At 68.5% G+C, this 11631-nt stretch carries 8 protein-coding genes; 1 reads left to right on the top strand and 7 read right to left on the bottom strand.

The genetic code is table 11. From position 1 onward, the window contains the following. Window positions 1-123: 123 nt before the first annotated feature. Window positions 124-1260: a class I SAM-dependent methyltransferase gene (locus BJQ94_RS18050; RefSeq protein WP_265399308.1), complete on the top strand. Its 1137-nt coding sequence runs from the start codon at window positions 124-126 to the stop codon at window positions 1258-1260. Between the two features lie 32 nt (window positions 1261-1292). Here the strand turns inward: BJQ94_RS18050 and BJQ94_RS18045 are convergent, their stop codons facing one another. The 7 genes from BJQ94_RS18045 to BJQ94_RS18015 all read right to left on the bottom strand — a co-directional run bounded on the left by BJQ94_RS18045 (window position 1293) and on the right by BJQ94_RS18015 (window position 11572). Next, the gene (locus BJQ94_RS18045; RefSeq protein WP_275875525.1) at window positions 1293-2216 is read right to left on the bottom strand and encodes an HNH endonuclease signature motif containing protein; all 924 of its coding nucleotides are present in this window, start codon (window positions 2214-2216) and stop codon (window positions 1293-1295) included. Window positions 2217-3528: 1312 nt separating this feature from the next. After that, window positions 3529-4146, bottom strand: a complete 618-nt coding sequence (locus BJQ94_RS18040) for a histidine phosphatase family protein (RefSeq protein ID WP_265397801.1) — start codon at window positions 4144-4146, stop codon at window positions 3529-3531. 48 nt (window positions 4147-4194) lie between these two features. Further along, complete coding sequence (locus BJQ94_RS18035) at window positions 4195-5505, bottom strand: glycosyltransferase 87 family protein (protein ID WP_265397800.1); 1311 nt, start codon at window positions 5503-5505, stop codon at window positions 4195-4197. A 141-nt stretch (window positions 5506-5646) separates the two neighbouring features. Beyond that, window positions 5647-7191 carry an APC family permease gene (locus BJQ94_RS18030; protein WP_265397799.1) on the bottom strand — a complete coding sequence of 515 codons (1545 nt, stop codon included), beginning with the start codon at window positions 7189-7191 and terminating at the stop codon, window positions 5647-5649. Between the two features lie 33 nt (window positions 7192-7224). Continuing rightward, window positions 7225-8097: a universal stress protein gene (locus BJQ94_RS18025; RefSeq protein ID WP_265397798.1), complete on the bottom strand. Its 873-nt coding sequence runs from the start codon at window positions 8095-8097 to the stop codon at window positions 7225-7227. Further along, window positions 8094-10118, bottom strand: a complete 2025-nt coding sequence (locus BJQ94_RS18020) for a primary-amine oxidase (protein WP_265397797.1) — start codon at window positions 10116-10118, stop codon at window positions 8094-8096. Before BJQ94_RS18020 ends, BJQ94_RS18025 begins: the two co-directional genes overlap by 4 nt. A gap of 11 nt (window positions 10119-10129) precedes the next feature. Continuing rightward, the gene (locus BJQ94_RS18015; protein ID WP_265397796.1) at window positions 10130-11572 is read right to left on the bottom strand and encodes a gamma-aminobutyraldehyde dehydrogenase; all 1443 of its coding nucleotides are present in this window, start codon (window positions 11570-11572) and stop codon (window positions 10130-10132) included. Between the last annotated feature and the right edge of the window lie 59 nt (window positions 11573-11631).

Genomic DNA, 11631 nt, shown 5'->3' with positions numbered 1-11631 from the left:
GAAGGGGTCTCTTATTGTCCCACGCCGCAACGGCCTTCCCGAGCCGCTCGAGTTCCTGGAACACGTTGTCCCTGCTGCACCGCCGGGCACGGCCGCGGGCACGCGGGCGGCTATTCTGAGCGGATGCCTGACTTTCCGTTCGAGCGCCTGCGTCGCTGGCCCGATGTGGAGGCGACGAATCTCTTCGCCGTCGACGCGAGCGACCGCCTCATCCTCGACGAGGCGGCGCCGTTCCTGGCCGCCGCCGGGCCCGGCGAGGTCGTGGTGCTCGAGGACCACTACGGCGCGCTGACACTCGGCGCGGCCGCGCGTCTCGGCGCGGGCGCCGGCATCCGGGTCTATCAGGATGCCCTCTCGGGCGAGCGTGCCCTGGACCAGAATGCCGCCGACCTGGCCGCGCTCGCCGGCTCGTTCTCTCACGTGCCGATGGGCGAGGAGCTGTTCCGGGGCGCCCGGGTGGTGCTGATGCAGCTGCCGCGCAGCCTGGCCGCCCTCGACGAACTGGCCGGTGCGATCGCCCGACATTCCGCCGCCGATGTGACCGTGGTCGCCGGCGGCCGCATCAAGCACATGAGCGTGGCCATGAACGAGGTGCTGCGCCGGCACTTCGCCGCGGTTGATGTGAGCCCGGCTCGGCAGAAGTCGCGGGTACTGCTGGCGAAGCAGCCGATCCGGCCGGAGTCGGCCGAGTCCGAGTGGCCGCGCTCGGTCGTGCACGACGATCTGGGTCTTACGGTCTGCGCGCACGGCGCGGCCTTCGCCGGCACCACCATCGATATCGGTACCCGGTACCTGCTCGAGTTCCTGGGCCGGATGAAGCCGGATGCCCGAGAGGCCATCGATCTGGGCTGCGGCACCGGCGTGCTGGCGGCCACACTGGCGCAGGCGCGCCCGGGGCTGCGCGTGCTGGCCACCGACCAGTCCGCCGCGGCGGTCGCGTCGGCGGAGGCCACGATGCGGGCCAATGGCGTCGATGACAGGGTGCGCGTGCTGCGCGATGACGCCCTGAGCGCCCAACCGGATGCGTCGGCCGAGCTGATCGTGCTGAATCCGCCGTTCCACATCGGGTCGTCGGTGCACGCGGGGATCGCCCTCAAGCTGTTCGAGGACGCGGCCAGGGTGCTGCGCCCCAACGGTGAACTCTGGACCGTCTGGAACACGCACCTCGGCTACCGGCCGGCGCTCTCCCGCATCGTGGGGCAGACGCATCAGGTGGGCCGCAACAACAAGTTCACGGTCACGGTCTCCACCCGCCGCTGACCCGAGACCCGGACAGGTGCTGGTCGCTCGAATCATTCGGTGTGTGGTGGTCTTCGCGTGCGTGGGTCATGTGCCCGATGCCGATTGGGTTTCCGCCACTTCCCGCTCGGGTCGAGCCAGGCTGGTGCCTTGACCTCGGGCATGCCGAGCACCATCCGGATCTGCCACCCACCCGTGCTGAGGGTGTGGTGGTGGTACCAGCACAACAGCACCCCGTTGGAGACATCGGTGGGCCCGCCCTCTTGCCAGGACTTCACATGGTGGACTTCGGTCCATTGCGGCGGGCAGTCACAGCCCGGGATGACGCAGCCACCATCGCGGGCCGTGATGGCCTTGCGTTGCAGGGCGGTGAAGCAGCGTACTTTGTCTCCCAGGGCGAGGACGGCGCCGTTACCGCCGAAGAACATCGGCCGGTACCCGCCGTTGTCGATCATCTGGTTGATCGTCTTCATCGAGATCGGCCCCTCCACCCCGTCGATCCACCCCACCCCGACGCCGGCGAGTAGATCCGTGGCGCTCACGTGAACCATCACCGTGGGCGGCATGCCGCCCATGGTCGGGGTGTGGGGGTCTTGGGCGACCTGGGTGAGGATCCCGCGGAGGATGTCGGCGCGCTTTTCCCCGCCGGTGCGCTCGTCGATGACCTCACCGGGCACGAGTTCACCGGCCTCGATGCGCTGCTGCTCCTCCGCGGAGGGGAACGCGGGGGCGGAGCGGGCGGACTGGAAGGTGTTGAACACGCCCTGCATGATGCCCTTGAGCTCCGGCGTCACCGCGCCGCGGAGGGGGTGGAGGCCGTTGGTGAGTGTGCCGAAGGAGAACGTCGACTTCGCTTCCAAGACTGCTTCGTTGGGGGCAGCGCCGTCGGGGTTGAGGAACGCTTGCCACTGCAGGGCCATGGCGTGCAGGGAATCGACGGAGTAGACGGATCCGTCCGAGTCGCCCAGTCGTGCCACCGGGCCGGTGAACACCGTGTCGGAGTCGGTGGGGTCGTGGCCGGGGCCGGGGTGCGGCCGAAGATCGACCCGGTTGCACTTTCGACCAGGGCCGCTTCACAGCCGTGCACGTCGTCCTGGTTGGCATCGAACCGGCCATGAACCGTGTAGTCGGCCAGACCCTTCACGATGGTCTCTGCCGAGTCGATACCGAGCTCGCCCGCCCGCAGTGCCGCAGCGACCACCGGGAACACCGGCTCCAACACCCTGTCGCCGAGCACCCGCGGGCAGACCTTGTCGCCCAGCGCTACCCGCCGCTTCATCTCCGGCACCGAGGCGCCCGTCAACCGGGTGAGGAGGTCGTTCGCGTGCGAGCAGCCCAACCGCCAGGCCAGGGACTCGGTGCCTAGGAACCGCCGCGACCGGTACCCCACCACGGTCGCCGTCGCCACCCGGGCCGCGTCCACCGGCCGGCCGGTGCGCTCCACCATCTGAGTAAGCGCCACCACCTCAGGGTCGCTCAAACCCTCCACGTCGATGGACTCCATCAGGTCTTGGAACTGCCGAGCAAGCCCATCAATGGCCTTCAACTTCTCGCCGAACGCCCCGGCCAGCACCCTCTGCACTCCAGGCAACTCGGACGGGTCCCGCCACTGCGGCCGCTTGTCGCCCGGGGCTCGACGAGCCTCACCGCCAGCGGGCGTGCCAGCCGGCGCAACCCGGGCCGGGCCGGCAAGGCTCGTGTTCCAGTCACACGGCGCATCTGCACCGGAAGACGCAGCGGGAGTGTCTCCCGCTGCTGCTGTGGAACCACCTGCCAGGTCTTCGTCCATACCTTCATTCTCCCACGAATGAGAGGTTTACGCGAGGATATCTCATGTTACCCACAGGGCAATCTCGCGGATCTATCCGGCTTGACCCAGCGGAGGGCGACGCACGTTTAATAGGAAATAGGCCGCAAATTAGGACGTTATGGCCGATTCCGTCCTCATAAACTCACTATCTCCTCATAAAGTCACTATCTCCTCAGAACGTAACTTCGACTAATACCCAGCTGCCCTGAGGCCGGGTCGCGGGGTCTCGACAGGCTCGACCAGCGGCTGGGTGCGTTTAGAGGCCGGGTCGCGGGGTCTCGACAGGCTCGACCAGCGGATGGCCGTGTTCTCGAGGCCGGGTCGCGGGGTCTCGACAGGCTCGACCAGCGGACTGGGCGCGTTCGTGAGGCTGGGCCGAGGGGCCGAGCAACCGAGGGGCCGACCAACCGAGGGGCCGACCAACCGAGGGGCCGACCAACCGAGGGGCCGACCAACCGAGGGGTCTGGGCCCCGGGAGCTCAGAGGGCGGCGAGGGCCCCGGCGTCGAGGGTGTCGGCGTCGAGCAGTTCGTTGTTGATCACCGTGGCGGTCCAGCCGGCATCCGGGTTGTACTGCACAACCGACATGGCGGCGTTGGTGATCGGCGGGATGTCCCGCCCGAGGGCGGCCATCAGGCTGAGCCGAATGAGCGTTCCGTGGCAGACCACGATGATGCGGGCGCCCGGGTAGTCCTCGGCGAGCTCGCGCAGCGCGCCCAGGCCGCGGCCGGAGACGCTGTCTTCGGCTTCGGCACCGCGGAACGAGCCGTAGCTGCCGTCGACGCGCAGCGCGTCGAGCTTGGGTCCGGCGGACAGTCCTTCGGCCGGGCCGTAGTTGCGCTCGACCAGCCCGGGCAGGTGACGGATCACTTCGAGCTCGAGGTCGGCGGCGATGATGTCGGCTGTCTCGGCCGCGCGCGACAGCGGCGACGCCACGACGAAGTCCCATTCGTACTGCGAGAGCGGACCGACGGCCTCGGTCGCCTGGCCCCGGCCGATGTCGTTCAGCGGCACATCGGTGGCCCCTTGAATGCGCCCGGCGGCGTTCCAGTCGGTCTGGCCGTGGCGGACAAGGGCGAAGGTCGTTGTAGCAGTCACCTCCCTATTCTGCCTTGTGCCGCCTGACAACCCGCATCGGCGGTGTGGTCACCGGGCCGGCAGGCCGCTGTTCGCGCGGCGGCTGAGCAGCACGGATGCCGGCGCGCGCAGCCTGGCCGTGCTCCACAGGGCGGCCACCGACCAGCCGAGCAGCACCACGAGGAGCCCGTTGCGCAGGGTGAGGAGCAGCACGGCGCCGGCGTCGCCGTGCACGAGAGGCAGGTAGAAGATGGGGAAGATCAGGGTGGTGAGGCCGCCGATCACGAGCGTGAGGTAGGCCGGCACTCGCCAGCGGGCCCAGTCGTGGGCGATGCCGACGGCCACGACGGGGGCGATCCAAAGCATGTACTGCGGCGAGCCCACCTTGTTGAGCACCACGAACGTCGTCACGAGTGCGAGGGCGCCCACCAGCACGAGCTGGGCCGTGTCACGGCTGCGGCGGAGGGCGAGCAACATGAGCACGAAGATGGCGGCGACGGTGAGGAACATCAGCGGCGTCATGGCGGCGGCAGCGACGCCGGCACCCGGCCCGCTCACCTCGCGGGTGGCGATCGCGTGGTTCTGGTAGATCGTGGTGCCGTGTTGTCCCATGGCCGCCAGCCACACCCACGGGGTCGTCACGGGGGCTTCGAGCTGCAGCGCGCGGTCGGACTGCATGGTGATGAAGCCGGTGAGGAAGCGCAGGCCGCCCGCCGCCCACACCGTGGCCGCGATTGCCGCCGTGATGACGGCACCGGTGACGACGACGCTCACCCGGCGACGCCCGGCGGCCAGGATCGCGAGCACCACTGCGGCCGGCCACACCTTGATCCAGGTGGCGACGGTGAGCAGCGCGGCGGCGACCACCGGCCGCCGGGCCAGCAGCACCAGGCCCATGATCACGAGCGGGGCACTGAGTCCCTCGAGCCGCAACAGCCCGACGGGGCTGAGGAGCAGGCTGAAGGCCAGCCAGAACCAGGCGGCCTTGTAGCCGGCCCGGTTTCTGCCCCAGTCCGTGAGGATGCCGATGGCCGCGGCGTTCAGCGCCATGGTCATGATGAACCAGAGCAGTTGGTAGAGCAGGGGGCCGGCCGCATCCGCCAAGACGACGGGCACGATCGCGCCGATGGGATAGACCCACTGCACATCGACGCCCTGCCACACGCCGTTCACGAGCGCCTGCTCTGCCCAGACCCGATAGAGCGGCAGGTCGCCGAGGACCCGGCCGGTGAGGATGGTGGGCAGCAGGGCGAACAGGAAGAGCACGTGCAGTCCGAGGAAGCCGAACAGCAGGGTGCGGGGCCGTCGCAGCCAGGCCCGCCTGGCCGGGGTGAGGAGGGTGGTCAGGCGATCATCGACCAGCTCGACGAAGTAGGACATTTCACGTCACTTTCCACACGGACACACGCCAGGGAGCTCGGACACGCCGCCGAGGGCGGCTTCACTGTGGAGTGTACGAATCGAAGGTGAAAGGGAAACGGCGGGAAGCTGTCCAGGAGGCGATGAGACCTGAGAGTGCGCTCAGAGGGTGTCGCGCGAGGTGCCCTTGGTGAGCGTCTTCCCCGTGAAGAAAGCCGGGTCGACCCTACGCATGATGATCATCAGCACGATGCCGGTGAGGAAGAGCACCATCGCGAGAATGAACACCAGGCCGACCCCGCCGATCTCGGAGCCGCTGCCGTAGTCAGGGTTGGTGCTGTCGATGAGGGTGGTGGCGAAGATCACCGCGAGGATGAGCCCGCCGACCAGCGGCGCGAGCAGCTTGAGCAGGAAGGCCCTGGTGCTGGAGAACACCTCGCGGCGGAAGAACCAGACGCAGGCGAACGCCGTGACGCCGTAGTAGAAGCAGATCATGATGCCCAGGGTGAGGATGGTGTCGGTGAGCACGTCCGTGCTCAGCACCCGCATCACCGCGTAGAAGACCCAGGCCACCACGCCGGCGATCACCGTGGCGAAGCCCGGCGACTTGAACCGCGGGCTGATCGCGGCGAACCGCTTGGGGAAAGCCCGGTAGTGGCCCATCGAGAGCATCGTGCGCGCCGGGCCCACGAAGGTGGACTGCAGCGACGCGGCGGAGCTCGACAGCACGGCCAGGGACATCAGGATCGCGAACGGTCCCATCACCGGCCCGGCCAGCGCGGCGAAGACGTTGCCCTGGATGTCTTCGTTGCCCAGGCCCAACTCGCCGGTGCCGACGCCGGAGAACATCAGCGCCGCGACCGAGACCAGGATGTACAGCACGAAGATGATGCCAACGGTGAGGGTCGCCGCCCGGCCGGGGGTGCGCTCCGGATCCTTGGTCTCCTCGTTCATGGTGAGGGTGACGTCCCAGCCCCAGTAGATGAAGATCGACAGCGACACCCCGGCCGCGAATGCCGAGAACGACGGTGTGAGGAACGGGTTGAACCAGTCGATGCTGAAGCCGAGGGCGTCGAACGCGGTGCCATTGCTGAAGTGCAGCAGCGCCGCGACGCTGAACCAGACCAGCACGAGCAATTGGAAGGCCACCAGCACGTATTGCACCATCTTGGTGGTCTCCATGCCCCGATAGGAGATGTAACAGGCGCCGACCATGAAGACCAGACAGGTGAGGATGTTGATCCACACGTTCGCGGCCAGGTCCGCGAGGCCGGGGTTGCCGAACAGCTGCGCGAGCATGAGGTAGAAGAAGTCCACCGCCACACCGGCCAGATTCGACAGCACCACAACGGTGGCCACGATCAGTCCCCAGCCGCCCATCCACCCCAGCCACGGCCCGAACGCGCGGGTGGCCCAGGTGAAGGATGTGCCGGCATCCGGCATGGCGTTGTTGAGTTCGCGGTAGCCGAGCGCCACCAGCAGCATGGGGATGAAGCCCACCATGAAGATGCCGGGCATCTGGGTGCCGACCGCCGCGACGGTGGGACCGAGCGACGCCGTGAGCGTGTACGCCGGGGCGATGCAGGAGATGCCGATGACGGTGGCCCCGAGCAGGCCGACGGATCCGGCGCTCAGTCCTTTGGCGGAGAGGCCGCCGGTGCTGGAGAGTGCGGCGGGCGTGGCGTCGGAAGCGGATGACTGTGCCATGGACCTGTCCTTTGTTCGGATCAGCGGTTCGGGTCAGCTGCGGGGCGAGGTCGGAACGACCACGAGGGGAACCGGCAGCGCGTGCAGCATCCGGTGGGCGGTGATGCCGAGGAAGATCGTGCGCGGTGCGGCCAACCGGCTGGACCCGACGAAGGCGAGCTCGTCGGCCCGCCAGTCGAGGGCTTCGACGGCCTCCTCCACGTTCTTGCCGGTGCCGACCTCGGTGGTGATGAGGCCGTGGCTGTGCGAATGGCGCTCGTAGTAGGCGAGCACGGCGTCGAGGTGGGCGGTGCTGCCGGCCGCGGCCGGTGACTGCTTCTCACGGGTGGCGTCGACCTCAACGAGGGTCACGAACCGCAGTTCGACGCCCAGGTCCTCTGTGAACGCCACGAGCGAGTCGAGCAGGGCCTCCCAGCCCGGCCGGGTGCCGATGGCGCAGGTGATGCGGGTGAGCTGGGCCGGAGCACGATACCCGTGCGGCGCGAGGGCGACGGGCACGGGGGAGGCGTGCAGCAGGGCGTTGGCAACGCTGCCGATGGAGAACCTGTTGAACAGGCCCCCGCGGGCGGCGCCCACCACGATCCGGTCGGAGTCCAGGTCGGCGGCCGCCTGGATGAGTCCCTCCGAGGTGGAGTCCGCCCAGAGCAGATGGGTCGTTGCCGTGACATCGGCCGGCACCCAGCCGGCCGCCTCGGCGAGCCATGCCTTCGCCTGATCGGCCAGGAGCACCTCGAAGTCGCTGCTCGCGGCGTGGATCTTCGCGGGCGCGGCGGTGACCCGCTGCAGCACGAGGCAGATCCGCAGTTCGGCCGCAGTGGCCCTGGCCAGCGCGATGCCCAACTCGAGGGCCTCGCGGCCCTGGGTGGTGGCCTCGTAAGCCACCACGTAGTTCGCTACTCGGGTCACGCTGTTCTCCTTGGTTCCGTGCCGGAGGCATCCGGACTGCCGTGCTCGTGCTGGTGGTCGGCCACCGGAATCGGCTGCTCGTGGTCACCGTGGTTGTGGTCACTGTGGTCCATGCCGGGAGCGCAATGCGCGGGGCTCGGCGCAACGTCGAGTGACGGGTTGCGGTCGAAGAAGCCCACCGGCTTCAGCCAGAACGAGACGATGTCGGCCGGCATGACCGGCCATTCCTCCGGCCGGGTGATGTGGTGGATGCCGAAGGTGTACCAGAGCACCACATCGGTATTGCGCACGGCACGGCCGGCCTGGATCCACTCGGGCAGGCCGTGGTCGACGCCGCTCTGGTTCACGAATTCGCCGCACGGCCAGCGCTGGTCTTCGTCGTTGGGGGTGACCCACACCGTGTGGCCGATCACCTGGGCGCGCTGCAGGGCTGGCGCGGTGGGATGGAAGAAGGACGGGATCGCACCGCCGGGCACGAGCTTGTACGACACCGGGGTGCCCAGCCCGTTCACGGTCTGCTCGTTCACGACCTTCCAGGCCCGCTGGGTGTTCCAGTCGAAGTCGTCGAAGCCCTCGGTCTCGATCGGGGTGTTCTGCTGCGTGAGCGCCAGTCCGAGCGGGTTGGCCTCGTCGATCGGTTCGATCCGGGTCTCGCTGCGGAACACCGTGTTGGCCTGGCCGTCGATGTCGAGGTCCATCCTGGCGACGATGAAGTGCTGGTGGAACGGGGCGTAGGTGCGTTCGTCGACGAGGGTGCCGTTGGGGTGCGGCTGGCCCGGCGCGAGGTGGGTGACCACCATGATGCCGGTGGCGCGCACCTCGCACTCGATGTTGCCGTCCTGGTAGAAGCGCCAGTAGACGAGGTACTCGTAGTTGGCCACGGTCACGTGGAAGGACACCACGAGCCGGCGCATCCGGCGCACCTCCGCGCCGCCGTCATGGTCCACGTGCTTCCAGAGCACGGCGTTGTCCTCCTCGTGGATGCAGAACGCGTTGGGGATCGAATACGGCTCGCCGGCGCTGTTGTGCAGCACGGCGTCGATGTACCGGATCTCGCCCAGGCAGTCGCAGCCCAGCTCCAGCGAAGTGGTCATGAACCCCAGGCCCCACTCGCCGATATCGAACGCCGTGCGCCGGAAGTGGTCGACGCTCGGGTCGCGGTACGGCACCACCATCTCGGCGAACGACAGCCTGTTGGCGATCGGGCGCTCGCGGCCGGCGTCCGTGTAGGTCACCCGGTGCAGCGTCATGCCCTCGCGGTAGTTGAAGCCCACCCGCAGCGACCAGTTCTGCCACTGCACGAGGTTGCCGTCCACGCTGAAGCTCGGTCCCTCCGGCTGCACGATGTCCAACGGCAACAGCTTCGGCCGGGTGCTGGCCGTGCGGATGCGTTCGGGAATCAGGTGCGGCACGTACTCGCCCATCACGGTCGGCGGGTCGACCGTGAAGGTGTCCTCGATCTCGAGGAGGTTCATGGTGTTCACGTCGATCACGAAGTGCAGGCCGCTCACCGGACCGGCGTAGGGATTTGCGCCGGCGCCGCCGCGCACCCAGACATCCGCCCAGCCCAGGCGCAGGCCCCGGTAGACGTCGGGGATGACGGCGTCGCCGTAGGTCCAGGTGTCGATGAAGACGTGCTCCAGGTCGGTGATTCCGCGCTTGGCCAGCGCGGCCACGACCTCCGGATGCGCGCGCAGCGCCGCGTCGGCCTCTTCCCACTCGTCCACGGTGAAGTTGGCCTGCACGCCGACGGCCTGCTCCCAGCTGAGCAGGCTGTCGGTGTCGAGGGAGACCACTGCCACCCAGGTGCGGTTCTCGGTGCGGTGCAGCACCACCAGGCGGGCGCGGCGCTCGGGCGCGAGACCCGTCGCCTCGAACTCGGCGATCGCGGCCTTGGCCGGCTCGACCAGCTCGATGGAGGCGAACCGCCACCCTGCGCCGACGTCGTGTTCGCGGGCGAGCACGGCCGACGCCTGGGTGAACTCCGCACCGGTGAGCGGGTCGAGGGGATGGAAGGTCATCGGGTTCCTATCTATTCGAGCGAGCTCATCACGTGCTTGATGCGGGTGTAATCCTCGACGCCGTACATGGAGAGGTCTTTGCCGTAGCCGGAGTACTTGAAGCCGCCGTGCGGCATCTCGGCGGTGAGCAGGATATGGGTGTTGATCCACACGGCGCCGAAGTCGAGGTCGCGGGACACCCTCAGCGCCCGGGCGTGGTCGCGGGTCCACACGCTCGAGGCGAGGGCGTAGCGCACGTCGTTGGCCATCTCGATGGCCTCCGCCTCGGTGCCGAAGCTCTGCACTGTGATCACCGGGCCGAAGGTCTCGTCTTGCACGATCGCATCCGTTTGACGCACCTGGGTGACCACTGTGGGTTCGAAGAAGAAGCCGGCGTCGCCCACCTGATGGCCGCCGGTGCTGATCACGGCGTGCGCGGGCAGGCCCTGCACCTTCTCGACCACCTCGGTGAAGTGCCTGACGTTGTTGAGCGGGCCGAAGTAGTTGTCGGCGTCGTCGGCCGATCCGGTGGTGCGCAGCTCGGCCTCGGCCGAGAAGGCGCCCACGAATTCGTCGTGGATCGACTCGTGCACGAGCACCCGGGTGATGGCCGTGCAGTCCTGGCCGGCGTTATAAAAGGAGAAGTCAGCGATCGCGGAGGCGACCTTGGCCACGTCGACGTCGGCGAAGACCACCGCGGGCGCCTTGCCGCCGAGCTCCAGGTGGGCGCGTTTGAGGGTGTGCGCCGCCCCGGATGCGACGGCCATGCCCGCGCGCACGCTGCCGGTGATCGAGACCAGGCCGGGCACCGGGTGCTCCACGATGAACGCCCCTGTCGTCGCGTCACCGAGCACTATGTTCATCACGCCGTCGGGCAGGATGCCCTGGCTGATCCGGGCGAGTTCGAGGGTGGACTCCGGTGTGGTGTCGCTGGGCTTGAGCACGAGGGTGTTGCCCACGGCCAGGGCAGGGCCGATTTTCCAGATCGCCATGAGGAACGGGAAGTTCCACGGGGTGACCTGGCCGACCACCCCGATCGGTTCCCGGCGCACCCAGGAGGTCATGCCTTCGAGGTACTCGCCGGCCGATTTGCCCTCGAGCAGCCGGGCGGCGCCGGCGAAGAATCGCAGCTGGTCGGCGCCCGCCGCCACCTCGTCCGCGGCGATGGTGGCGCGCGGCTGACCGGTGTTGCGGTGCTGGGCCTCCACAAGAGCGTCGCTGTTCGCCTCGACGGCGTCGGCGAGCAGCAGCAGGGCCCGCTGCCGTTCCCCCGGGGTGCGCCTGCTCCAGCCGGGGAAGGCGGCCTTGGCGGCGCGCATGGCGACATCCACGTCGTCCGCCGTGGAGATCGGGGAGCGCGCCACGATGGTTCCGGTCGTCGGATCGACGATGTCCAGCATCCCGGAGCCCGCCGGCGTCACAAATCGGCCATTGATGAAATTGGACAGAATCGGGGTGCTCACGGGGCTCCTCATCGTTGAGTGAATCGTCGAGTGGTCGTGCCGTTCGCCGTCTCGATCGTGCGGGAGACGTG

This window comes from Cryobacterium sp. SO2 (assembly GCF_026151165.2).
Lineage (GTDB): Bacteria > Actinomycetota > Actinomycetes > Actinomycetales > Microbacteriaceae > Cryobacterium.
This window is presented reverse-complemented; position numbering and strand designations above follow the sequence as displayed.

What these genes read in the sequence shown, in the direction of transcription:
- BJQ94_RS18050 (WP_265399308.1), top strand. Translation starts at nt 124, where the DNA reads ATGCCTGACTTTCCGTTCGAGCGCCTGCGTCGCTGGCCCGATGTGGAG.
- BJQ94_RS18035 (WP_265397800.1), bottom strand. Translation starts at nt 5,505, where the DNA reads ATGTCCTACTTCGTCGAGCTGGTCGATGATCGCCTGACCACCCTCCTC.
- BJQ94_RS18030 (WP_265397799.1), bottom strand. Translation starts at nt 7,191, where the DNA reads ATGGCACAGTCATCCGCTTCCGACGCCACGCCCGCCGCACTCTCCAGC.
- BJQ94_RS18020 (WP_265397797.1), bottom strand. Translation starts at nt 10,118, where the DNA reads ATGACCTTCCATCCCCTCGACCCGCTCACCGGTGCGGAGTTCACCCAG.
- BJQ94_RS18015 (WP_265397796.1), bottom strand. Translation starts at nt 11,572, where the DNA reads ATGAGGAGCCCCGTGAGCACCCCGATTCTGTCCAATTTCATCAATGGC.